A 25230-nucleotide genomic window follows, 5' to 3' on the forward strand; every position below is an offset into this window, starting at 1 on the left:
GTTAGGCTCCTCCGCGCGAAGCATGATCAGCGCCGGCAGTTCCGGCAGTTCCGGCACTTCCAGCAGCTCCGGTCACGATCGCTGCACCTTCATGGGCGGTCGGACCCGCAACCTGCACGATGCGTTTTGCCTGCTTCAGGAGCGGGATACGCATGTTACGGATGTAGGCGCTCAAGGCGGCCGCACCCCCTGTGCGCTTAATGCCCATCAAGGTCGCCGCCAGCTCGCGCAGCGGCGCCACCTCGGCCTGGGCATTATTGCTGGCAATATCGACGGCCCGATTGCTCATGGTGATCTGCTGCTCCGCATCGGCGCGCGCGGTGCTGATATCGGCAGCGACCTGATTCCGTGTGCTATTGATCGCCGAGAGGGCGCGGTCGACCTCGTGCGGTGGGTCGATCTGGGTAATCAAGGCCGCATCCAGCTCGATCCCATAGCGCGCTGCCGTGGAGCGACACTGGCTCTCCATGTAGTCGTTGAGCAGTGGCAGATTCTTGCGCAGGTCGTTGATCGAGACCCCTTCGGTCAGATCCACCGTCGCGGCCCCCGCCTCGCCTGAGACATCGCCGGTGTCGACCAGGCTCTGCCCTTTCGGGTCGACGAAGTTCGCAATCCGCTCGCGCAGCACCGCGATGAAGTAGCCCATCACGTGCTCGAGGGGGCTATCGACGCCGAAACAGTTGGCGTAGAGATTACCCTCGGCGACGCGGAAGCGGATCTGGCCGTCGACGCCGGTGGTGAGATTATCCTTGGTCACCGCTTCGATCGTGGTCTGGCGTTTGGTTGGGTCCCAGGTCAGATCAATCGACTGGGTCGCGACATCGACCTTATAGACTTCTTGCCAGGGCCACTTGAAGTAGGGCCCACCCGGGCCGATCACTCGCAACTGCGGGAAACGATAGCGCTCCCGCTCGTCTTCATTGAGGCTCTCGTCGGCGACCCATTGCTCGCCGAGGCGCACGGCGCGACCAAAGGACGTAAGGACCGCGCGCTCGTTCGGCTTCACAGTATAGAGCGCCCGGATGAAGACCTTAACGACGACGTAGACAACAACACCCAGAAGGAAGGAAGCGAGCAGCATCAAAACCCCCGTGACTGGACGCGCTCATTGGCATCCGTCGCTTGCTTGCTGGAATCCTGTGAACGCCAGCTCATCATCGGCTGGTCGAGACTCAGGTCGGCACTGGTGAAGCGCTCAGAGGCGCGTTGGGATGGGCGGCTTAAGCTCGGCGCGGGCGTTGCCGCGAGCGCGGGGAAGACCTCAGACGCCTGCAGGTTCATCGATAAGTCCCACCAAGGCTCTTGCGCGGGCTGTTGATTTGACGATGCTTCCGGCGAAGAGGCATCCGGCTGACTCGAGTCCGGCGCCCGCCCGGCACTTCGTGCCGCCCTCGGCGCGGCCTGATCGGGCGACAACAACTCAGCCTGGCCGTCATGCTGAGCATTTACGGTTGCCTTGAGCCCCGCTTCAGCCGCCCCGCTGGACGCGACCGGCTCAGCCGTCTTAGCGGTGGCGGTTGGCGTTGGCATCGCCGTAGTCGTCGCCGGAGACTGCAGCTCGGGCTCAGTCACTGGGGCCTCGACCTCACTAAAAACTAAGCGGTCAGCTCGGCTGGGGCCACCAAGCCTGGAGAGCAAGCTTGCGTCGCGCTGATAGAGGTCGTTCCGAAACCCGACCCGACCCTGCTCATCAGCGCGCGCAGTCAAGTAGTAGAGGAGCACGGGCAGGTGCTCGTCGAGATTCACATAGCGGGTGCGGCCGCTATCGACGACGCGATTGATCGCGCTCATGTCCCAATTCTGGCTGACCAGAACCTCTCGAGCCAGGTCTAAGGGCTCCTGAACGCGCACGCAGCCGTGACTGTAAGCGCGGCGACCGCGCGCGAAGAGATGGCGGCTGGGTGTGTCGTGCAGATAGATCGCATGACCATTCGGAAACATGAACTTGACTTTTCCAAGCGCGTTCTTTGGGCCAGGCTGCTGGACAAGGCGGTAGCGACGATGATCAGTCGGATTCGACGGATAGGCGCGCCGACCGGTGCGCCGATCGATCACATGGTAGTCACTCGGGACACCGCGCATCTTCTTCTGGATCGAAGACGGCACCGACCAGGTCGGGTTGAACACCAAATGCTCCATCTCGTCGCGGAACATCGGCGTCTGATTCTCGTCGGTGCCGACAACGGCCCGCGTGCTCCAAACCAGCTGCTGGTCACGCACCAGCTCGAGCTGGTAGGCGGCAATGTCGACCAGCAAGTAATCATGCGGTAGCTCGTGGTAGAGCCAGCGCATCCGCTCCAGGTTGGCGCGAATCGCTGCGAGACTCTCATCCAGCGGGCGATTCAAGGCAGCCAGAGTGCGTGGCCCAATCACCCCATCTGGCGCCAAGCCGGAACGCTTCTGGAACTCCCGCAGCGCCTCATAGAGGGCCTTGTCATAGATATCCGGATCCGCCGTCGGCGGGAAGTCATCACCATCGAGCAACGCGAGCTGTTCGCGAATTCGCGGCACGCGCGAATCGCGCATACCAATCTTGAGGTTGGGCCCAGCAGGGAGCGGCGTCCAACCGCCCTCGTCCTGCAGCCGCTCACTCAGCGACAAATAGCGCGCATAGCCGAGCTTGAGCTGCTCGTAGAAGGGCGCATGCGGTAGAACCGCGTCGACTGCTGCCGACAGTTCATCCGCAGCAAGAACCTCCTGTATCTCGGCCTGCAGCGCGGCGGCATCGACCGAGGCGACGAAAGTCCAATCGGGGTTGATCTCTTTGGGGTTGTACTTGCCGTACTGAAGATGATGCAGATAGCGGAGTAAGGTGTCGCTGAGGATCAGGTCGGCGCGCCAGCGTGCGGCGCTGTTGTCACTCGCATCAAGATCATGCGCCGCCAACAGCCCCTGAATCGCGTCTACATTAAAGTCCTTGGCGTCTAGGCCGTGGGCGACGCTGTCTTGCGCGAGACCGAGCATCGAGGCGGCCTGAGCAGGGCTCCACGCGTGGCTAAAACCGCGCGCCGCATAAAACTCGCGCAGCAGGCGCGGAGAGAACAGCGACAGATCCTCCATCGCCTGCTCGAGCGCGTCGTCAACATTCACGGCAGCGACCGCAGCGTCCTCCCGATCTTGCGCGAAAAGACAGGACGGGCCGAGCATCGCTACGGAGAACCCGATCAGTAGACAACCGATCGGAAAGGTGCCGACCGGGAAGTAGTTCGACATCGACCGCGTACCCCGTTTGGTGATCAAATGCCTCGTCTTCCCGACCCAATCTGTGCCAAAAGCGCCCGATTAGGTCTCTCCGACGAGCTGAACGCGACCATGCTCGTCGACTGCTTCCATACGCACGTCAAAGCCCCACAGGCGGTGGATGTGCTTCAGCATCTCGTCGAGAGAATCGCCTAATGGGCGACGATTGTACCGAAAGTGCCGCAGCGTCAGTGAACGATCGCCACGCACATCGACGTTGTAGACTTGGATGTTGGGCTCACGACTGCCGAGGTTGTATTGATCAGCGAGCCGTTGCCGAAGTTGCCGGTAACCGGTCTCTTCGTGGATCGCGGTGATCTCAAGCGTGTCTTCGCGATCGTCGTCAGAGACTGCAAACATGCGGAATTCGCGCATCAGATGTGGCGACAGGAACTGCGCAATGAAGCTCTCGTCTTTGAAGTTGCGCATCGCGAAGTCGAGTGTCTTCAGCCAATCCTGTCCTGCCATGTCGGGGAACCAGTAGCGGTCCTCGTCAGTCGGCTCTTCGCAGATGCGACGAATATCCCGCATCATCGCAAAACCGAGCGCATAAGGATTGATGCCACTGTAGTACGGAGAATCGAACGACGGCTGATAGACGACGTTGGTGTGCGACTGCAGCACCTCCATCATGAAACCGTCGCCGACCATGCCCTGATCGTAGAGCCGATTGAGCAGGGTGTAATGCCAGAACGTTGCCCAGCCTTCGTTCATGACCTGGGTCTGGCGCTGCGGATAGAAATACTGTGCGACCCGTCGCACGATGCGCACGATCTCGCGCTGCCAGGGCTCGAGTAGCGGCGCGTTCTTCTCGATAAAATAGAGCAGGTTCTCCTGCGGCTCAGCCGGAAAACGACGCTCATCGAGCTGCCCTTCTTCCTTATCAATCACCGGCAAGGTGCGCCAGAGATCGTTCACCTGAGACTGCAGATAGTTCTCCCGTTCGGCCTGCCGCCGTTTTTCTTCCGCCATCGACAAGGGAGAAGGCCGCCGATAACGATCGACGCCATAATTCATCAGGGCATGACAGGAGTCGAGCAGGAGCTCGACCTGCTCAGTACCATAACGCTCTTCACACTCGGCAATGTAATTGCGCGCGAAGACCAAGTAATCGATGATGGCGTCGGCGCTTGTCCAGGTTCGGAATAGATAGTTGCCCTTGAAGAAGCTGTTGTGGCCGTAGCAGGCATGCGCGATCACCAACGCCTGCATCGGCAGGGTGTTCTCCTCCATCAGATAGGCGATGCAGGGATCGGAGTTGATCACGATCTCATAGGCCAGACCCATCTGCCCGCGGCGGTAGGTCTGCTCGGTCGCAACGAACTGCTTCCCATACGACCAATGATGGTAGTTGATCGGCAGCCCCACCGAGGAATAGGCGTCGATCATCTGCTCCGATGAGATCACCTCGACCTGATTGGCATAGGTATCGAGACCAAACTCATCGCTCGCCACCCGCGCGATCGCTTGATCAAAGCGTTTCAGTAGCGGAAAGGTCCACTCGGAACTATCGGAAATGATCCGGTTGCTTGCCATAGCGATTTGACACTAAGCCTCTTGTCTTTTGAAGAGCTCTCGGAACACCGGAAAGATGTCATCGGCGCCGTTGATCTCTTCCATCGCGAAGTGCCGATGCACCGCTTTCACGTCTTGATAGGCGTACCACAGGCTTTGATGCTGCCGCGGCGTGATCTCAACGTAGGCGTAATAGCGGATCAGCGGCAGTAGATCCTGAATCAGCAGATCACGACAGATACTCGAGTCGGAATCCCAGTTATCGCCATCCGACGCCTGCGCGGCATAGATGTTCCAGGACTCGGAATCGTATCGGTCCCGAATCACCTCATGGGCCAGCTGCAATGCGCTGGACACCACCGTACCACCGGTTTCACGTGAGTAGAAGAACTCTTGCTCATCGACCTCTTGCGCAATGGTGTGATGGCGGATAAAGACGACATCGATCTTGTCATAGTTGCGCTGCAGGAAGAGGTACAACAGGATGAAGAAGCGCTTCGCAAGATTCTTGCGCACCTGATCCATCGAGCCGGAGACATCCATGATGCAGAGCATCACCGCCTTACTCGTCGGCTCGGGGAGCTTGGTGAAGGATTGGTAGCGCAGATCGAAGGTATCGATGAAGGGCAATGCCGCGATGCGGGTCTTGAGCCGATCGATCTCCTCGCGCAGCGCGACAACCTGGGCATCAGTCTCCGCGACCCCAGAGGCCAGCAGTGTCGCCAGTTCCTCTTCGAGCGCGCGGATACGACCGCGATACGGCGCTCCTAACGCCGTTCGCCGGGCGATGGCACCGCGTAACGAGCGCACCACATCGATGTTGCTCGGCGCGCCCTCGGTCGCATAGCCGGCGCGCACGGTCTTGAACTCGGTAGTGCCAACCAGTTGGTTGCGCACCAGGTTCGGTAGCTCAAGGTCATCGAATAGAAGATCCAGGAACTCCTCGCGCGACAGCTCGAAGACGAAATCGTCCTCACCGCTACCACCGCGGCCAGCGCGCCCCTGCCCGGCCCCTTGACCCTGGCCACCTTCTGGGCGCTGCACCCGGTCACCGGCCTCGAACTCCTTATTGCCCGGATGGACCATATCCCGCTGACCGCCTGAACCATGATGGAACTGCGGCTCAGAGATGTCCTTAGACGGGATACCGACCTGCTCTCCACCGTCGATATCGGTGATGCTCCGGCGATTGACCGCATCAGACGCCGCCCGCTTGAGCTGCGTCTTGTAACGCCGCAAGAAGCGCTGCCGATTGACAGTGCTCTTGTTCTTGCTATTGAGCCGGCGGTCGATGAAGTGAGACATAAGCAGGCGTGTGATTCCGGTTACTCGTGCTTCGTTGGCGCGACGATCGTTGAACTGTCTATTCTGTCCGTTAGCGAGCCGTTAGCGAGCCGTTAGCGCACCGCTAGGCTACTGCGATTTGCGCACGCGCAGATACCATTCGGAGAGAAGACGGACCTGCTTCGGCGTGTAGCCCTTCTCGACCATCCGGTCGACGAATTGGTCGTGCTTCTTCTTCTCGTCGCTCGACGCCTTGGTGTTGAACGAGATCACCGGCAACAGCTCCTCGGTGTTCGAGAACATCTTCTTTTCGATCACCACGCGCAGCTTTTCGTAACTGGTCCAGCGCGGATTGGAGCCATTGTTGTTGGCCCGTGCGCGCAGCACGAAGTTGACGATCTCGTTGCGGAAGTCTTTCGGATTGGATATGCCAGCCGGTTTTTCGATCTTCTCGAGCTCTTCATTCAAGGAGCCGCGATTCATCATCTCGCCGGTATCCGGATCGCGGTACTCCTGATCCTGAATCCAGTAGTCGGCATAGGTCACATAGCGATCGAAGATGTTTTGACCGTACTCGGCGTAGGATTCCAAATACGCCGTCTGCAGCTCCTTGCCGATGAACTCAGCATAGCGTGGTGCCAGGTATTGCTTGAGGAATCCAAAATAGCGGTCCTGCACCTCTTGCGGGAGATGCTCACGCACGATCTGCTTTTCGAGCACATAGAGCAGATGCACCGGATTCGCGGCGACCTCGGTGTGATCGAAGTTGAACACCTGCGACAGGATCTTGAACGCAAACCGCGTCGAGATGCCAGACATGCCCTCATCGACACCGGCGTAATCACGGTATTCCTGTACGGACTTCGCTTTTGGATCGGTGTCCTTGAGATTCTCGCCATCGTAGACGCGCATCTTCGAGAAGATGCTCGAGTTCTCGGGCTCCTTCATCCGTGTCAGTACCGAGAACTGCGCCATCATCTCCAGCGTCCCTGGCGCGCAGGGCGCCTGATTCAATGAGCTATGGCGCAGCAGCTTGTCGTAGATCTGCTTCTCTTCAGTGACCCGCAAGCAATAAGGCACCTTGACGATGAAGACGCGATCAAGGAAGGCCTCGTTGTTCTTGTTGTTGCGGAACGATTGCCACTCAGACTCGTTACTATGCGCCAGGATGATGCCCTGGAATGGGATCGCTGAAAGTCCCTCGGTGGCGTTGTAATTGCCTTCCTGAGTCGCAGTCAGCAGCGGATGCAGCACCTTGATCGGCGCCTTGAACATCTCGACGAATTCCATCATGCCCTGGTTGGCTCGGCACAGAGCGCCCGAGTAGCTGTAGGCATCAGCATCGTTTTGCGCGAAATGTTCCAGCTGGCGGATGTCGACCTTGCCGACCAGCGCGGAGATGTCCTGATTGTTCTCGTCGCCAGGCTCAGTCTTGGCAACCGCGACCTGCTCGAGGATCGACGGATAGAGCTTGACGACGCGGAATTTGGTGATGTCGCCGTTGTACTCCTGCAGCCGTTTCACCGCCCAAGGCGACATGATGCTACGCAGGTAGCGGGTGGGGATGCCATAGTCCTCTTCGAGGATCTTGCCATCCTCCTCGGGCGAGAACAGCCCTAACGGGGACTCGAACACTGGGGAGCCCTTGATGGCGTAGAAGGGCTTTTGTTGCATCAGCTCCTTGAGCTTCTCGGCCAGTGACGACTTACCACCTCCCACAGGACCGAGCAGGTAGAGGATCTGCTTCTTTTCCTCGAGTCCCTGCGCCGCGTGCTTAAGATAGGAGACCAGGTGCTCGATCGACTCTTCCATGCCGTAGAAGTCGGAGAAGGCTGGATAGCGCCTAATGACCTTGTTCTGGAAGATGCGGCTCAGCCGCGGGTCGTCATGGGTATCGATGAGCTCGGGCTCGCCGATAGCAGCCAACAGGCGCTGAGCGGACCCCGCGTAGGCCATCGGGTCGCTTTTGCACAGCTCCAGATACTCCTGCAGACTCATGTCCTCTTCGCGGGACGACTCATATCTGGCCTGATAGCGCTCAAAGATCGACATTCAAGATACCTCGCTCGGAAATCACCATCGGGAGGCGCTGCCTGAGCGCGGCTTTCGCCGCCGCTACACGGGCGCGCCAGTCATTCTGTTATCTCGGCCTGTGCTGTATTGGAGATGAACGCCCCAGGCCCGTTATGCAAGCTTCTCCTTCGTTACGCCATCCGGGACCCCACCGGTGCTTCTGCGGGGATCGGCCGGACCTGCTCGGGGAGTCTGCCTCGGCAGCCGGGCTGGTCGTGACAATCCGTGCAAACTCTGCGCCACGCTCCGGGGCGGCGCGCCGGCACTCGATGTTCAGCACCGATAATGCCAGCATTCGGTGCCCTTGCGTCAAGCACTCGCACCGAATCGGTGCGGAATCACGAATGGTCTTGGTGCACTAGGCTCATCCTGCGACCCAACACCCATGATCCAAATCTCAGAGGCCCAAGCTCAGAGGTACCAGCCTCAGCGATGCAGCCCTAACGGCACACCCCAGAGCTGCCTTCCCCGGTTAGACAGTCCTCGCCGCCCGGGTTCAGACCTGATCAACCAACACCCTGTGGCCGCCGCTAGTCCGCGTCCTAGTCCGCGTCTAAGAGGGTGAAGCAGATCAGCGTCGCGACGAGGCCGAACATGACTAAACATCCCAGGCTGCCACAGACCAAGAGCAAGGCGGCAGCTCCAGCCCAGGCATACAGACAGTAGGCCTGGTTGTGCCGGTAGCTGGGCATCCGCCTGCGCTGCTGAAAGTCTCGATAGTCCGCACGTCCCGCGCATAGCCAGTCGAGAGCACGCCGTGGCCAGCCACAGATCGAGGCTCGGGTTGGTGGTCGTCGCGTCGGTGCCATAGAGGTTACCTTAACGATTGCGGCCAGTGCCTCGGATGTCACTCGCGGCCGAGGCGCTGATGACGATTGGACCATCCTGATCCTGAAGGCCACCGCTTAGAGACACGTCGATTAAGAGACACGCTAATTGAGAGACAAGCCGATGAGCAGCACGCAGATTCGCATCCAAGCGACCCCCTTTGACCCCTTTGCGGAGCAGGATGAACTGCGCCGCGGCCAGCCTCAGGTCGGCGCCCTGGTCGCCTTCGTCGGCCTGATGCGGGATCTCAACGAGGGTGCAGACATCCGCGCGATGACGCTCGAGCACTACCCTGGCATGACCGAGCGCGCCCTCGCAGCGATCGCCGACGAGGCGCGACGCCGCTGGCCGCTCGAGGGGATTCGTATCTTGCACCGCGTCGGCCGGCTCGAGCCGGAAGACCCCATCGTGCTGGTCGCGGTCACCAGCCGGCACCGAGGTGACGCCTTCCGCGCCTGCGAGCTGATCATCGACTACCTGAAGACCGACGCACCCTTCTGGAAGAAGGAGCACACCGAGCGCGGCGCGCGCTGGGTTGAAGCGCGCGATAGCGATGGCAGCGCAAAGGCCCGCTGGCGTGATGGGAGTTAACCAGGCACGGTCGGGAACCCAGCGCGCGGCCCCATCTCGAAGCGGTCACGCGCATACAGCGGTGGCGATTGCATGTAGATCGCGACCAGCTCGGCGAGCGATTCAAGCGCCTCCTGGTGGATTCGCTCATAGCCGTGTGAGGCATCGATGCCAAAGGTCACCAGCGCCGTGCGCACATCGTTACCGGCCTCAAGCGCCGCCGCACTGTCCGAACGGTAATACTTGAAGATATCGCGCTGATGCGGGATCTGAAACTCCTGGCAGATCTGAATGATGCGATGCGTCAGATGGTAGTCGAACGGGCCGCCCATATCCGCCATGCAGATCGTCGCGCCGAACTCGCTCGAATTTTGCCCCGGCGCCGTGGTGCCGTTATCGATGGTTAGCATCTCGGCGACATCCTTGTGCAAGGCCGCCGACGCACCAGAGCCGACCTCTTCCGAGATCGTAAACAGCGGATGGCAATCGACCGGGAGCTTGACATCGCCCTCCTTGACCGCCTTGACCGCCGCCAGCAGCAGCGCCGCGCCGGCCTTATCATCGAGATGCCGCGAATTGATGTAACCCGTCGCCGTGATCTCCGGCGCGGTGTCGATGGCGATGAAGTCGCCAACATGCACCCCGAGCTGCAGCAGGCCTGGGAGGTCGTAGACGCGCTCGTCGATGCGAAACTCGACGAAATCCCAGCCACCCTCCTGCTTGTCGATCTCAGGCCCGAAGGTATGGCCCGAGGCCTTCAGCGGCAGAATGGTGCCGCGATGCTGGCCGATATCGGTGAACAGGGTACAGCGCGCCCCCTCGGCGAAGCGGGAGTTCCAATGGCCAACCGGAACCAGCTGCAGACGCCCATTCGGCTTCAGCGCCTTGACCATCGCCCCAAGGGTATCGATGTGCGCGACGATGGCCTTATTCGGCCGCGCCGCCTCACCCTTCAAGGTCGCCCGGATCGCTCCCCGGCGGGTGAGCTCGAAGGGCACATCAAGGCGCTCGAGCTCCTCGCAGACCAGATGCACGACGCGGTCGGTATAGCCGGCCGGGCTTGGGGTAAACAGGAGTTTGAGCAGGATCTCGAGCAGGTACTCGTTATCGATTCGAAGATGCTTCAAGCGCGGAGCTCCCGGGCTGCTGTCTGCGGAAAGAGCAGATCGACGAAGCGCTCGGCGGTTGGTTGGGGCTCATGGTTGGCTAGCCCCGGCCGCTCGTTGGCCTCGATGATCACGTAATCAGATGCGGTCACGTCTGGCACTAGAAAATCCAGGCCGGTTACCGGAATGTCAAGCGCGCGGGCGGCTTTGCAGGCGGCTTGCGCCAGCGCCGGACTGAGATCGGCGGTCACATCATGGATGGTGCCACCAGTGTGTAGATTGGCGGTCTTGCGCACGACCAGCGTCTGCCCATAGGGCAAGGTGTCATCCATCTTGAAGCCGGCCTCGCGCACGCAGCGCTCGGTCTCGTCATCAACCGGAATGCTTGACTCGCCACTCGTCGCTGCCCGCCGCCGCCGACTCTGGATCTGGATCAGCTCGCTGATACTATGTGCTCCGGTGCCGACGATCTGCGCAGGCTTGCGAATGGCCGCGGCCACCACCTGAAAATCGATCACGATGATGCGCAAGTCCGCACCACTGCAGAATTGTTCAAGAATGACGGTCTCACAGATCCGACGGGCATTTTTGATTGCCCGTTCGAGATCATTCGGATCGCGGATATCGACACTGATGCCCGCCCCTTGCTCGCCACGCGCCGGCTTCACCACCACGCTACCATGCCGCGTTAGAAAGGCCTCCGCCTGATCCAGCGCCTCATAGGCGCACTGATCTGGCACCTTCAAGCCAGCGCCTCGCAACAGCCGCTGGGTCACGGCCTTATCGTCGCAACGGCTCATCGCCACCGCAGTGGTCAGCTCACTCAACGACTCACGGCAGACGATCCGTCGCCCGCCGAGCCCGAGGGCGAAGTAGCCAGCCTCAGCATCAACCACCTCGACCCCGATCCCACGCCGTCGCGCCTCGTTGACGATGATCGCCGAATAGGGATTCAGCTTCGCCGCCGGTTGTCTACCGATGAACAGCGGCTCGTTGTAGGCATTCTTGTTTTTCAACGCAAATACCGGAACCCGCTCGAAACCGAGCTTCTCATAGAGACGGATCGCGCCCTTGTTGTCATGCATCACCGAGAGATCTAAGAACGCACGACCCCGCGCCTGATAAAACTCAGCGACTTGACGGACCAGCGCTTCACCAATGCCAGGATAAGGGGCCTGGGCATCGACGGCCAATGCCCAGAGGCTAGCGCCACGCTCGACATCGCTGAAGGCCTCGACATGATCGATACCATTCACGCAGCCAAGGATACCGCCGTCCTGCTCATCCTGCGCAACCCAGAACTGCACCACCCGCGAGGCCCGCCGCTGCCAGATGAATTCAGCGCTCGGCGGCACCATACGGCGTGACGCATAGAGCCGATGGACAGCCTCCGCATCGGCTCGGTTGTTGAGCAGTCGCACAACGAAGCCCTTCGGCCGACGCGGCGAATACTGGTAGCGATCCAACCAGAGGCGAAAGGTATGCGAAGGGTCGAGAAACAGGTCTTGCGGCGCATAGGAGAGCACCACGTGAGGATCACGCAGATACATGGCCACATCGCGCCGGCCGGAGCGTTCCTCTTGCAGGCACCTGGCCAGTTGCTGCGGATCATTGAAGGTCTGACCAAAGATCAGCCGACCCCAGCCGCAGTCGACCGCCGTTTCCGACCAAATCTCGTTCTCGTGTCGGCGCTTATTGTCCCAGCTACTCACCGACTGCGCCCGCCGACGTTCGAGCCGGTGATGGATGTGCTCTCGCGTGCTCATTGCGCTGTCCCCTCGCCCGGATTGTCCGGTTATCTGTTCTCGTTACTACTTCCGCCGCAGGCCGAGCACTTTAGATCCCCTGCTCTTGTAGCCAGAGCTCCAGCAGCGTCACCTGCCACAATTTGGAGCCGCGCAACGGCGTAATGTGCTCATCTGGTGCATCGAGCAACTGCTGCACATAGGCCGGTTGGAACAGCTCGCGCTCGCGTGCACGCTGACTGAGCACCGTCTCGCGCATCATCTCGAGCACCTCGCCACGCGGGTACTTGAGGGCCGGGACCGGGAAATAGCCCTTGGGTCGGTCGATGACCTCGCTCGGGATGATCCGCCGCCCGACCGCCTTGAGTACACATTTGCCGTCGTCGCAAAGTTTGTGCCGCGCCGGCATTCGCGCCGCCAACTCGACCAGCTCATGATCAAGGAAGGGCACGCGTGCTTCCAGGCCGGCGGCCATGGTCATGTTGTCGACGCGCTTGACGGGATCATCGACCAGCATGATCTGCTGATCGATGCGCAGCGCCTTATCGACCGCTGCCTCGGCGCCCGGTATCGCGAAATGATCGCGGATGAAGGCTCGACTATGGTCGTCGCCATGCAGCCGCGGATGCACCGCCTGCAGATACTCGGCATGCTCGCGGTCACAGAAGACGCGCGCGTAATCGGCCGCCGGGTCCCGGCTCTCGAGCATGGGTGGATACCAGTGATAGCCGCCGAAGACCTCGTCGGCGCCCTGCCCGCTCTGCACCACCTTGACGTACTTGGCCACCTCCTGCGAGAGCAGATAAAAGCCAATCACATCATGGCTAACCATCGGCTCGGACATCGCCCGCACACAGCCAGGCAGGCTCGAGAGCAGCCGGTTGCGCGAATCGACCTGGATCTTGTGATGGTCGGTCGCGTAATGCTTGGCGATGATGTCCGAGTACTGGAACTCATCGCCGATCTCATCGCCAACGCTCTCGAAGCCCACCGAGAAGGTATTCAGCCCGCGCTGGCCCTGCTCCGCCAGCAGGCCAACGATCAGGCTCGAGTCCAGCCCTCCAGAGAGCAGCACACCAACGTCGACATCGGCGACCAGACGGCGCTCGACTGCGGTGCGCAGCGAGGCCAGCAGCTGCTCCTGCCAGTCCTCGAAGCTCATGGACTGCTCTTCGGGGCTGGCAACGAAGCTCGGCTGCCAATACGGATGATCGCGCACCTGGCCATCGGGCTCGATCACCCGAATGGTCGCTGGCGGCAGCTTCCGCACGCCACGCAAAATGGTATAGGGCGCCGGCACCACAGCATGGAAGTTCATGTAATAGTTCAGCGCCACGGGGTCCAAGTCGGTATCGACGCCACCGGCGGCGAGCAACGCCGGCAGACTCGAGGCAAATCGCAAGGCGCCGGGCAGCTCGGCATAGTAGAACGGCTTGATGCCGAGCCGATCACGCACCAGCGTTAAACGCCCCGTGTCGCGCTCGGCCATCGCAAAGGCGAACATGCCATGGAAGCGCTGCACGCAGTCTGGCCCCCAGGCATGGAAGGCCTTGATGATGACCTCAGTGTCGCTGTGCGAGAAGAACCGATAGCCTTTGCCGATCAGTTCCTCGCGCAACTCCTTGTAGTTGTAGATGCAGCCGTTGAAGGCGATGCTCAGCCCAAGCTCGCTATCGACCATCGGCTGATTGCCATGGGTGCTGAGGTCGATGATGCTGAGTCGGCGGTGGCCGAGCGCGATCTGCGCCTGCTGAAAGAGACCGCTGCCATCGGGTCCGCGGGCCTGCATGCTCTGGTTAACGGCCGCCAGCGCACCAAGATCAATGGCCTGGCCGTCAAAACGGATTTCACCGCAGAATCCACACATCTGGACATCCTCAAAACTAGATTTGGTTAGGGCTGAGCTTCATCGCGCGCCGCTACCTCGCAGTCGCCACCACACAAGATGAGGCAATGGCTGAACGGACATCGAATCGGCGCGCTAGGGGCATCGCCGATGTAGGACAGCAAGCGCCGGGCCGGGTCGGGCACAGGGATGCCCGAGCCAAAGGACCAAAAGCCAGGACCGAGAGGCAATCGGTCGGCCTGCGAGCGTCGAGCGATGGACACCGATAGGCTGTCTGGCGCCCGGCTCTGGGAACGGACTAATGGGGCTCGCGTGTTGAACATCGGGCCGCGCTGAGAAGACGGTTGCACCGTCAAGTTGAGCACTAGTTTAACGAATCCGACCCTAGCCTTCCATCCAGGGCTCCCGACCCGCAGGCCAACCGCCCGCCAGCTAGTCACTAGATGGTCACATTTCAATGCGGGGAGTTCGACTCTTCGCTAGCATGGTTGTCGGTCGCCCGGGGGCGTCCGGCCAGATTGGAAGAAAAAAATATGCCCGCAAACACCAAGCGCTCGCGCCTCACCACTGAGGGACACTACGCTGATAGTTTTGAGCCAACCAACGAACAGGAGGTCTATGACCCGCGCAAGGAGCACCTGATCCATGAGATGCTGACCGAGATCGGCGAAGACCCGCAGCGTCAGGGGCTGAAACGCACCCCGCTGCGCGTCGCCAAGGCCTTCGATTTCCTCACCAGTGGCTATGCGATGTCGGCCGAGGAGATCATCAAAGCAGCCCTGTTCGAGGAAGATGTCCGCGAGATGGTGATCGTGCGCGACATCGAGTTCTACAGCCTCTGCGAGCATCACATGCTGCCCTTCTTCGGCCACGCCCATGTCGGCTATCTGCCCAACGGCAAGGTCGTTGGCCTGAGCAAGATCGCCCGCGTCGTCGATGTGTTCGCGCGCCGTCTCCAGGTGCAAGAACGCCTGACCAGCCAGGTCGCCAATGCCTTGATGGATCACCTCGGCGCGCACGGCGTCGCCGTCGTCGTCGAGGCCAGCCATACCTGCATGATGATGCGCGGCGTGCAGAAACAGAACAGCACGACCGTGTCGAGTGCGATGCGCGGCACCTTTGAGTCCGATGCCCGCACGCGCGCAGAATTCATGGGTTTCCTGGGTCGCTAGCGGCAGATTGCTCGCCGGCAGACTGCTCGCCAGCCGACATCCGTCGACATCCTCAGCGGATTGCCTGAGCCATCCAACCCATGGGGTCAGCATGAAACTCTTCAGCTGCACGAACTGCGGCAACATCCTCTACTTCGAAAATGTCAGCTGCACGCAATGCGGTCTGCCACTCGGCTTCCTTCCTGATCGCCTGCGCCTGCTGCCCATCGAACCGAGGACTGAGGGTTCATGGCAGCCGGTTGGCGAACAGGCCCACTATCGGATGTGTAATAACTACGCCAACCACGAGGTCTGCAACTGGATGGTGGAGGCCGACAGCGATCAGGCCTTTTGCATCGCCTGCGCCCTCAACGGCACCATCCCGGATCTCTCCGTAGCCGGCAACCACGAGCGCTGGCGAGCCATGGAGACCGAAAAGCGGCGTTTAATCTACTCGATGCTGCAGCTTGGCCTGCCGATCGTCCCGCGCCGAGTCGACCCAGCTGGCCTTGAATTCGCGTTCCTCGCCGATACGCCAGCCAGTTTCAGCGAGCGCAACAAGGTGATGACAGGGCATGCGCAAGGCCTGATCACCATCAATCTCGCTGAGGCCGATCCAGCCGAGCGCGAGCGCATGCGCGAGCAGATGGACGAGCCCTATCGGACCATCCTCGGCCATTTCCGACATGAATCCGGACACTATTATTGGGATCGGCTGATCCGCAATAGCCATTGGCTGAGGCCATTTCGAGACCTGTTCGGCGACGAAACCGAGGATTATGCGCAGGCGCTCGATCAACACTACCAAGACGGCGCGCCGCCCAACTGGCAGGAGCAATTCATCAGCGCCTATGCCAGCATGCATCCCTGGGAAGACTGGGCCGAGAGCTGGGCCCACTACCTGCTGATGGTCGATGCGCTAGAAACGGCCTATCAGTTTGGCCTCAGCATCCGCCCGCGCGCAGGCAACGACGATTCACTGGATGTCGACCACGGCTTTGATGCCTATCGGGCGATGTCCTTCGACAACCTCCTACAGCATTGGCTACCGCTGACGCTGGCGCTCAATAGCCTGAATCGCAGTATTGGCCACGAACATGCCTACCCTTTCGTGCTGGCGTCGCCGGCGATCGAGAAGCTGCGCTTTGTGCATCGCGTGGTGCATGAGGCATCGACCACCTGCGACAAAGGTTGCGATAAAGGCCCGCCAGAATCACTTCTCGGTCAGTAACCCGTAGGTCACCCGACAGAGATTGCAGGCGTAGGTATCGGCTGAAAACGCCTTGTGCGCGGCATCGGCCAGTTGATTGAAGAGCCCTGTATCAGCGTTGTAGACGAAGATCAGCTCATCGCGAGACATGAGTCGCGGCTCCGAGCGTAGCGTCTTGCTCCGAGTACTGAGTCGGTGTCCGAGTCGGCGCCAGCGGCAGCCGCAACAGACGCGGCAGGGTCTGCCAGGCTGGCTCATCATGATGACCGGTGCCGAAGACGATCTGTTGCAGATCCGGGCGCAGTCGGAAGCTGCCGAACAACCGATCCCAGAATGAGAACACCGTGCCGTAGTTGGAGTTGGTCTCACGCGGAATCCGCGAGTGATGCACCCGATGCATCGAGGGCGGCACGATCAGCCAGCGCAGCCGCACATCCCAGTGGCTCGGTACGCGCACATTGCTGTGATGGAACAGGATGATGGCCAGCATCACCGACTTATACAGGATCAGCTGCGTCAGCCCCATACCTAAGGCCAGGATCACCAGCGGGTTCAGCAGCGACGAGATCAGCAGTTCACCCGGATGGAAGCGCAAGGCGGTGGTCGCATCCATCGCCGGATCGGTATGGTGGACCTGATGGAAGCGCCAGAGGAAAGGGATCTCATGGTTGGCACGATGCCAAGCGTACATCCAGAGATCGAACAGCAATACCGCCAGCGCCAGCGTAAGCACCGCACTTAGCAGGCCATGCAACGGCCAGCCATCGAGCGGCAGCCAGTGCAGCAGGCCAATTCCATGCTGTTCGGCAAAGACAATCGCGCCTAGCAACAGCGGCGCAAGCAGCACACCGAGGGCGCCGTTCAGCGCAGCCAAGGTTCCGTTACGCAGCCCGTGGCGCAGGCGTTGCTCGCGCCCCAGGTAGAAGGGCATGGTGCCTTCCAGCACCAGCAGCGCCGTTAGCACAATCAGGCCAATGATCAGGTCTGGGGTCATGGTGGTCAGTCAAACATGGTCTTTGTGGTCTCATGAACCGCTTGATCCGCGCCGCATCTCATAGCGGCGTCGCAAAGATTCCGGTGAGGCGCCGAGCGAGAAGCGCAGCATCAGCTCCGCATTCAGGAGCTGCTGGCGCAGGATACCGTTTTCCAGAAAACGTACCGTTGAGGTTGTGACCACTGCCGGCAGCTTTTTGATCCGCTTGCGGGTGCGATGGCGAGCACGATTCAGCAGATCGACATCCTCGAACAACGGCCAGTCCGGGAAGCCGCCGATGGCAGCGAAGAAGGAGCGCCGGATTAGGATGCCTTGATCGCCGAAGCTGGTCAGCGAGCTATCGAAGCGCGAGCAGAAGGCATAAATGGCGAGCAGCCAGTGCTCATGGTCGAAACGCAGGCGGAAACAGGCAATCTGCGTCCTGGGGTCGGCAAAAGCGTTGCTCACCACACCTGGCGCCTCGACCGGCAGCGCGGTGTCATCGTGCAAAAAGAGCAGCAACGGGCCAGTCGCGCGAGCAGCTCCAGCATTGCACTGAGTTCCGCGCCCGCGCGGTGCACGCAGCCGCTGGATGCCGCTAGTGGCGGTTGAATCAACGCCGCTATCGGTGCTGATGCTGGAGCTTCCACCGATACCCTGCTCAGCAGGCTGATCAAGCCTATCCGTCTGATCTGGCTTCCTGATCTGATCTAGCTGATCCAAGCCATCCAGCGCTCCCGCCGAACATGAGGCCCCGCGCAACCCATTATCTCGCAGCAAATCATCCGCTAGCGGTAGATCCGAAGGCTCGACAACGATGATCTCGGCGTCCGGAAACAGTTGCCGATGCGCCTCGATGCGCACCGCAAGCTGATCGGTAAACCGCCGCGTCGGGATGATGATCGACAACCTCATCGCCGGCCCCGATCCCTGTCCAGCTTAGACAGCGTCTCAGGCACCATCTCACAAACAACCCGGCGTCCAGCGCAGATCGAGCGTATACGGATGCTCGCCAGCCGGCTCCTCGGGCGGCGGATCGATATCGCCCGGCGTATGCCCCATGTGCCGAAAGCGCGCGATACGCCGACTCTCGGCCTCGTAGCTGTTGACCGGGAAGCGCTCCTCGGCGCGACCACCCGGATGCGAGACATAGTAGCTGCAGCCGCCCAGGCTGGCCCGATTCCAGAGATCGACCACATCGAAGATCAGCGGGTCTTGGGCCGGGATGGTCGGATGCAGGCCCGACGGCGGGCTCCAGGCCTTGAAGCGCACGCCGGCGACAGACTCGCCCTTGCGGCCGGTTGGACGCAGCGGCAGGCGTCGACCATTGCAGCTGACGACATGGCGCGCATCGGTCAGGCCATTGACCTTGATCTGCATCCGCTCCACCGCCGAGTCGACGAAGCGCGAGGTGCCCTGCGCGGTGACCTCCTCACCGAGCACATGCCAAGGCTCGATGGCGCCCCGCAGCTCGAGACGGATGCCGTTGGCCGTGACCAGATCACCATAGTGCGGGAAGCGGAACTCAAAGAACGGATCGAACCAGGCCGACTCGAAGGCATAGCCGGCACGCTGCAGATCACAGATCACGTCCTCGAAGTCCTGGCGCACGAAATGCGGCAGCAGGAACCGATCATGCAGCTCGGTGCCCCAGCGGATCGGCGCCCGCGTATAAGGCTGCTTCCAGAAGCGCGCCACCAGCGCCCGCAGCAGCAGCATCTGCGCCAGACTCATACGCGCATGTGGCGGCATCTCGAAGGCACGAAACTCAACCAGCCCCTGTCGACCACTAGCCGAATCGGGCGAGTAGAGCTTATCGATACAGAACTCGGTGCGATGGGTGTTGCCAGTGACATCGACCAACAGATTGCGCAGCACCCGATCGACGATCCAAGGCTGGGTCACCTGCCCGGCCGGCATCTGCTGGAAGGCAATCGCCAACTCATAGAGGCTATCGTCGCGTGCCTCGTCCACCCGCGGCGCCTGACTGGTCGGGCCGATGAAGGTGCCCGAGAACAGGTACGACAGGCTCGGATGATGCTGCCAGTAGGTGATCAGGCTCTGGATCAGATCCGGCTTGCGCAGTAGCGGACTGTCAGCCGGCGTCGGGCCGCCGAGGGTCACATGGTTGCCACCGCCGGTTCCGGTGTGGCGCCCGTCGAGCATGAACTTCTCGGTGCCGAGCCGAGTCTGGCGTGCTTCTTCGTAGAGGATCTGGGTGTCGCGCACCAGGTCATCCCAGGAGCTGGCCGGATGCACGTTGACCTCGATCACACCTGGATCTGGAGTCACCGCCAACTTTTGCAGGCGCGCATCGCGCGGCGGCTCGTAGCCCTCGATGATGATCGGTTGAGCCGTCTCAGCGGCGGTCGCCTCAAGCGCGGCGACCAACTCAAGCCAGTGCTCGAGATGGGTCAGCGGCGGCATGAAGCAGTAAAGCCGACCCTCGCGCGGCTCGATGCAAAGCGCGGTGCGCACCAGCTTGGCCGGGTAGTCATCAGGCAGCGAAGCCTGCTCGACGAGCGGCTGGCGATGATCCTCGGCCAGCGCCTCGCGGCCATGGCGTCGGGCCAGCTCATCCGGCCGCAGCCCTTGCTCGTTGATGATTTGGCGCGGCTGATTCGGCTCCACCAGGCGGCTATAGCGTTGGGCGATCTCGTCGTAAGCGCCGGTTGGCACCCCTGGCGGCTGATCCGAGCGACGAGGCGCAGCGAGCGGTGCCACTGGCTCGAACGGATCGCGCGGCGGATGCGTATCCAGCTCAGCATCCGGCACGTAGGGCAGCGCATCCAACGGCAGCCGATAGCCCATCGGCGAATCGCCGGGGATCAAGAACAGGTTGCCGTCGCGCAGCGTCCAGCGCCCGCTGACCCAGCCACATTGGCGATCAGCCCAGCGCAGCGGCAGCGCATAGCCAGCGACGCGATCCAGCCCCTGGCTGAAGATCCGCGCCAGCCGCGCGCGTTCGATCGGGTCCTTCAGCTTGCTATCGAGCGGATTGACATTGGCCGGCAGCCGCGACTCCTTCCACAGATAGTAGAAGACATCCTCATGCGCCGGCTGCGCATGCGCTGGATCGATGCCCAGCTTGGCCGCCAACGCGCGAATGAAACCCGCCGCCTCTTCCGGCCCCTGGCCCTGATCATGGCGCTCATCGCCCATCAGCGCATCATCCTGCCAGACCGGCTCGCCATCCCTGCGCCAGTAGCAAGACAGCGCCCAGCGCGGCAACTGCTCGCCCGGATACCATTTGCCCTGACCGATGTGCAGCATCCCACCGGGCGCAAACTGGCGCTTGAGCCGCAGCAGCAGCTCCTCAGCCAGGCCCTTCTTGGTTGGCCCCAGCGCGGCAATCGTCCACTCGGCACCTTCCATATCATCGATCGAGACGAAGGTCGGCTCGCCGCCCATGGTCAGGCGCACATCGCCCGCCTGCAGCTCGGCATCGACGGCATGGCCCAGCGACTCGATCGACGCCCACTGCTCGTCGGTATAAGGCTTGGTGACGCGCGGGTCCTCATGGATGCGCTTGACCCGATTATGGAAGTAGAACTCGACCTCACACTCATCGGTCGCACCGGTGATCGGCGCCGCCGAGACCGGGTCCGGCGTGCAGGCCAGCGGGATATGCCCCTCACCCGCAAACAGGCCCGAGGTTGGATCAAGCCCGACCCAGCCGGCCCCAGGGATATAGACCTCAGCCCAGGCGTGCAGGTCAGTAAAATCCTCCTCCGGCCCACTGGGACCATCCAACGCCTTCACATCGGCGGTCAGCTGCACCAGATAACCCGAGACGAAGCGCGCAGCCAGTCCAAGTCGGCGCAGCGTCTGCACCAACAGCCAGCCAGTATCGCGACAGGAACCGCAGCCCAAGGTCAACGTCTCCTCGCTGCTCTGGATGCCAGTCTCCATGCGCACCACATAGCCGATCATCTCCTGCAGGCGCTTATTCAGATCGACCAGAAAGTAGACCGTCTCGCGGCGCGTGCGATCGATGCTCTTGACCCAGGCATCAAACTTCGGCCCGCTGTCCTTGATCTGCAGGTAGGGCGCCAGCTCCTTGGTCAGCTGCGCGTCGTACGCGAACGGATAATGGTAGGCGTACTCATCGACGAAGAAGTCGAACGGATTGATGGTGATCATCTCCGCGATCACATCGACCTCGACGCTCAGCGACCGCGTCTTCTCCGGGAACACCAAGCGCGCCAGATAGTTGCCGAACGGGTCCTGCTGCCAATTGAGAAAATGCTCAGCCGGCTCGACGCGCAGCGAATAGGAGCGGATCGGCGTGCGGCAATGTGCCGCCGGGCGCAGCCGGATGGTATGCGGGGCGAGCCCCACCGAGCGATCGAAGTGGTATTCGGTCTTATGATTGAGCGCAACCAGGATGGCCATGGACGGCGTGGCTCCTAAGGAAAGAGGCAGGCAGGATAAGCGCCGTACTTTACCGTGAAACTGGGCATTTGGCGCCCTCGGGACGCGTGCAGCCGGCATCCGTATCATAGCGAGTCACAAACGCTGACACGGCGCGGTCGATCGGCCGACGCAACCACCTAACTTCGGAGCCTCTCCATGACCGCTGCTGCCTTCCGCCCACCACCGGGCGGCCTCCTCCTGCTCCTGCTGCCGTTGCTGCTGCTTGGACTGCACTACGGCTACGAGGCCTATATCGCCGACGCCTGTCTAGAGCGCGGCGGCTCCTTCGACTACGAGACCTGGACCTGCTCGGTCAGTGCCCAGTTCGATGCCGCCCGCCCTTACCTGCATCGGCATTTTGGCAAGGCTGTTGTTGCGCTGAGCTTCTCGCTCAGTGGGCTGATCGTGCTGTTGTTGAGCTGGTTGCGGCATCGTCGGCGTTGACAGGCCGAGCTGGAGCGGCTGGTTCGGCCTCCAAGCCGAGCTGGAGCAACTGCTTGGGCATGTCGTCGATCTGGTGGAATACCCGGCCGTGCGCAACCCCTAGGTGCGCGCCGACATCGAACGAACGCGGGAGCTGGTGTATGCCGCGTGATATGGAATCCAGCGGTTGGCATTTCTTGCTCGAAACACGGAAGCAAACGCGATGAAGAAGGACCCGTCATCTGACGACGACGCCAGGGGCCAGTTCCTGGTCTACGCGGCCGAGGACGGACGCATCAAGATCGATGTACGGTTGGCGGATGAGACCGTCTGGTTGACGCAGCCGCTGATGGCCGATCTGTTCCAGACGACACAGCAGAACATCAGCCAGCATATCCGCAACGTCTATGACGAGGGAGAGTTGGCTTCGAGAGCAACCAACAAGAAATTCTTGTCAGTTCGCCAGGTAGGTGGTCGAGCGGTCCAGCGCAACCTCGACCACTACAACCTCGACATGATCATCTCGGTCGGCTACCGGGTGAAGAGCCATGCGACGCGCTTTCGGATCTGGGCCACCCAGCGCCTGAAGGACGACATCATCAAGGTCTTCGGTTGCAGCATTGTCGGCGCTGAAGCAAACTCAGAGTCGAAAGACCCGCATCGAACGAAATCGCATCACGAAGATGGACCTACAGCGAATCATCAGCGCATTCCCCTCAGGCCGAACAACAGGGGACCTTCTGCGCATTCTCGGATACGACTTTGATCCACCAAGGCGGCGCGAGCTGCTCACCGAGCTAAACCGACTGACTCGAAGCGGCCACATCGTGCTGGAGGCGGACCGCAAATGGCGTGTGCTCACGCGAGCGCAAACATCGGCACCCAGTCCCACCACCCCCATCGATTCACCTTCCGAGCGCAAGGCTTCGGAAGGCTTGTCGCAAAGCACCCTGCTTGCAGTCCCCGCTCGCTTTGAGCAGATAGCCACAGAGACCGCACCCGAGACACCGGATGATGTCGCACCGGCAGCCCCTTCTGCGCAGGCTCTCTTGCGCTATTACGCCTCGACCTTGCGCGCCGATCCGCGTGGCGCCATGGCACAGGGACCAGACCGTCACGGGGTCAAGTTCCAACTCCTGGCAGGCCGCGGCATCTGGTGGGGCGATACTGAAGGGGTAGGTCGAATCTGCATTGAATTAGACAACCTACCCGCACACTTCCGGGAAGGTAAGCGTTCAGAGACCCCTTGACCGTGCCCCTCAATCGGACAAGGATACCCGCAACGCCACCGCCCTATGAAACCGCCTTCCTTGAGCGTTGCACCTGAGCGATCACAGCCTCGGCCAGCTTGACGCGGACTACCTCCAGCGCTTGGAGGTGGAGTCGTTGCGCGGTCTGTCGCTGCGCTTGCTCGAGGATCTCAAGGAAGCGCGCGAACGCCTGGGGCAAAATCCGACCAACAGCTCACGACCGCCCAGCAGCCAAGCCCCCTGGGATCGCCCCTCAGCGAGCGACACCGACTCAAGCGACGACGAGGAGACGCCCCTGCTCGATGAGGCCCCCGATCAGCCGGCTGACAGCGGTGCGTCCCCGCAGGATGAGTCCGAGCCAACGCCGCCCCCGGCGGCGACGGGCGAAGCCCGCCAAGCCGAGCCACCCAAACGCAAGCCCGGCAAGCAACCCGGCGCGCCCGGATTCGCACGCACCCAAGTCTTCAAGGCGCATGAGACGATTGCGCATCGCGCCGAGACCTGCGCGGCCTGCGCCGCGGCGCTGGGCGCCGCCGCCCCCAGTGTCGCCTACGCGGGGTTCCAAACGATCGATCTGCTGTGGGGCGATGCCGAACACCCCGGTCTGCACCTGCACATCGTCGACCATCGGTTCTATGACAGCCACTGCGACTGCGGCCATCACACCCGCGCGCAGCCCGGCCAAGGCGAGGTCAACGACGCGCGCCTTGAGCCCGTCGCCTTGAGCGAATGGCGGCTGGTTGGCCCCGGTCTGGCGACCCTGATCATCGCGCTGCATCTGCGCTTTCGCCTGTCCTACCGGCGTATCGGCGAGTTTCTACATGACTGGCTCGGCCTGAGTCTGAGCGTCGGCACGATCAAAGCCACCCTGCACGAAGCCGCCGCCGCCAGTGAGCCGCTCGAACAGGAACTCATCGAGGCCCTAGTGGCCAGCGACCTGCTGCACGCCGATGAGACCTCCTGGCCGCAAGGTGCCGAGTTACTCTGGCTCTGGGTCTTCACCAGCGCCACGGTCACCCTGTTCGCGGTCGCCAAGCGCGGACGCGAGCTCCTCGAGCGCCTCCTACCGGACTTCTCTGGCTGGCTGATGAGCGATGGCTGGACAGCCTACCGCCACTTCCCGCAACGGCTGCGCTGCTGGGCGCACCTCACGCGCAAGGCGCAAGGGTTGATCGACAGCTTCGATCAAGAGGCCCAGGCCTTTGGGCGACAGGTGCAAGACACCTTCGACACCCTGATTGACGCGATCCATGCCGCTCGAGACGGTCCGCCGGGCGAGTTACCAACCCGCTATGCCCCGTTGCTTGACTCACTGCAGGCCGCCTGTCGGCGTGTGCTTGGGCACCGCCATGCCAAGACCAATGCCTTGGCCGTGGAACTGCTGAACGACTGGGAGGCAATCTTCCGCGTCTTGGAGAATCCCCACTGGCCGATCACCAATAATGCCGCTTATGCCGCGCGCGGCATAAGCGACATTATGCCGCATCCTCGGTTATGCCGCATGGCAGTGCGTCGGTTCAACGGATATGGTTGGGTCTCTGATTCGTGGCGCATTTTGAGTCGGCATAATCACAGTCCCTTCAGGAAGGCGAGCAAGCTA

At 61.5% G+C, this 25230-nt stretch carries 18 protein-coding genes; 6 read left to right on the forward strand and 12 right to left on the reverse strand.

Features of this window, described 5'->3' with window-relative positions; all coding sequences use genetic code 11:
- Position 1 precedes the first annotated feature (1 nt).
- The 5 genes from CKO42_RS05405 to CKO42_RS05425 form a co-directional block, all read right to left on the reverse strand.
- A complete protein-coding gene (locus CKO42_RS05405; protein ID WP_200240202.1) occupies positions 2–1081 on the reverse strand; it encodes an SPFH domain-containing protein in 1080 nt (359 codons plus the stop codon).
- A complete protein-coding gene (locus tag CKO42_RS05410; RefSeq protein ID WP_200240203.1) occupies positions 1081–3213 on the reverse strand; it encodes a L,D-transpeptidase family protein in 2133 nt (710 codons plus the stop codon). Before CKO42_RS05410 ends, CKO42_RS05405 begins: the two co-directional genes overlap by 1 nt.
- Before the next feature lie 69 nt (positions 3214–3282).
- Positions 3283–4776, reverse strand: a complete 1494-nt coding sequence (locus tag CKO42_RS05415) for a SpoVR family protein (protein ID WP_200240204.1) — start codon at positions 4774–4776, stop codon at positions 3283–3285.
- 12 nt (positions 4777–4788) lie between these two features.
- On the reverse strand, positions 4789–6060 hold the full coding sequence (locus CKO42_RS05420) for a YeaH/YhbH family protein (RefSeq protein ID WP_200240205.1): 1272 nt from the start codon (positions 6058–6060) through the stop codon (positions 4789–4791).
- A 108-nt stretch (positions 6061–6168) separates the two neighbouring features.
- Complete coding sequence (locus tag CKO42_RS05425; RefSeq protein ID WP_200240206.1) at positions 6169–8091, reverse strand: PrkA family serine protein kinase; 1923 nt, start codon at positions 8089–8091, stop codon at positions 6169–6171.
- A gap of 972 nt (positions 8092–9063) precedes the next feature.
- Between CKO42_RS05425 and moaE the strand changes: the two genes are divergently transcribed.
- Entirely contained in the window at positions 9064–9531 is a 468-nt protein-coding gene (gene moaE / locus CKO42_RS05430) for a molybdopterin synthase catalytic subunit MoaE (protein WP_200240207.1), read from the forward strand.
- Here moaE and CKO42_RS05435 read toward each other — a convergent pair.
- The 3 genes from CKO42_RS05435 to CKO42_RS05445 form a co-directional block, all read right to left on the reverse strand.
- The gene (locus CKO42_RS05435; protein WP_200240210.1) at positions 9528–10637 is read right to left on the reverse strand and encodes an osmoprotectant NAGGN system M42 family peptidase; all 1110 of its coding nucleotides are present in this window, start codon (positions 10635–10637) and stop codon (positions 9528–9530) included. The genes moaE and CKO42_RS05435 overlap by 4 nt on opposite strands.
- Positions 10634–12382, reverse strand: a complete 1749-nt coding sequence (gene ngg, locus CKO42_RS05440; RefSeq protein ID WP_200240212.1) for an N-acetylglutaminylglutamine synthetase — start codon at positions 12380–12382, stop codon at positions 10634–10636. The genes CKO42_RS05435 and ngg overlap by 4 nt, the downstream gene beginning before the upstream one ends.
- 70 nt (positions 12383–12452) lie before the next feature.
- Positions 12453–14228, reverse strand: a complete 1776-nt coding sequence (locus CKO42_RS05445; protein WP_200240215.1) for an N-acetylglutaminylglutamine amidotransferase — start codon at positions 14226–14228, stop codon at positions 12453–12455.
- Positions 14229–14740: 512 nt separating this feature from the next.
- Between CKO42_RS05445 and folE the strand changes: the two genes are divergently transcribed.
- Together folE and CKO42_RS05455 are read left to right on the forward strand one after the other, a co-directional pair.
- On the forward strand, positions 14741–15379 hold the full coding sequence (gene folE, locus CKO42_RS05450; RefSeq protein WP_200240217.1) for a GTP cyclohydrolase I FolE: 639 nt from the start codon (positions 14741–14743) through the stop codon (positions 15377–15379).
- A 91-nt stretch (positions 15380–15470) separates the two neighbouring features.
- Positions 15471–16589, forward strand: a complete 1119-nt coding sequence (locus CKO42_RS05455) for a zinc-binding metallopeptidase family protein (protein WP_200240219.1) — start codon at positions 15471–15473, stop codon at positions 16587–16589.
- Here CKO42_RS05455 and CKO42_RS05460 read toward each other — a convergent pair.
- From CKO42_RS05460 to CKO42_RS05475, 4 genes are read right to left on the reverse strand one after another with little or no spacing between them, the layout of a single operon-like run.
- On the reverse strand, positions 16572–16718 hold the full coding sequence (locus tag CKO42_RS05460) for a hypothetical protein (RefSeq protein WP_200240221.1): 147 nt from the start codon (positions 16716–16718) through the stop codon (positions 16572–16574). The genes CKO42_RS05455 and CKO42_RS05460 overlap by 18 nt on opposite strands.
- On the reverse strand, positions 16705–17562 hold the full coding sequence (locus CKO42_RS05465; RefSeq protein ID WP_200240223.1) for a sterol desaturase family protein: 858 nt from the start codon (positions 17560–17562) through the stop codon (positions 16705–16707). Before CKO42_RS05465 ends, CKO42_RS05460 begins: the two co-directional genes overlap by 14 nt.
- Before the next feature lie 30 nt (positions 17563–17592).
- Complete coding sequence (locus CKO42_RS05470; protein WP_200240226.1) at positions 17593–18450, reverse strand: TIGR04283 family arsenosugar biosynthesis glycosyltransferase; 858 nt, start codon at positions 18448–18450, stop codon at positions 17593–17595.
- Between the two features lie 54 nt (positions 18451–18504).
- Positions 18505–21936 carry a transglutaminase family protein gene (locus CKO42_RS05475; protein ID WP_200240228.1) on the reverse strand — a complete coding sequence of 1144 codons (3432 nt, stop codon included), beginning with the start codon at positions 21934–21936 and terminating at the stop codon, positions 18505–18507.
- 177 nt (positions 21937–22113) lie between these two features.
- On the opposite strand from CKO42_RS05475, the gene CKO42_RS05480 reads away from it, so the two are divergent.
- The 3 genes from CKO42_RS05480 to CKO42_RS05490 all read left to right on the forward strand — a co-directional run.
- Positions 22114–22401 carry a hypothetical protein gene (locus CKO42_RS05480; RefSeq protein WP_200240230.1) on the forward strand — a complete coding sequence of 96 codons (288 nt, stop codon included), beginning with the start codon at positions 22114–22116 and terminating at the stop codon, positions 22399–22401.
- A gap of 202 nt (positions 22402–22603) precedes the next feature.
- A complete protein-coding gene (locus CKO42_RS05485) occupies positions 22604–23146 on the forward strand; it encodes a virulence RhuM family protein (protein ID WP_200240232.1) in 543 nt (180 codons plus the stop codon).
- Between the two features lie 551 nt (positions 23147–23697).
- On the forward strand, positions 23698–25230 hold a 1533-nt coding region (locus tag CKO42_RS05490; RefSeq protein ID WP_200240234.1), incomplete at its 3' end, for an IS66 family transposase.

Origin of the sequence: Lamprobacter modestohalophilus (assembly GCF_016583905.1) — a bacterium.
Classification (GTDB): Bacteria; Pseudomonadota; Gammaproteobacteria; order Chromatiales; family Chromatiaceae; genus Lamprobacter; species Lamprobacter modestohalophilus.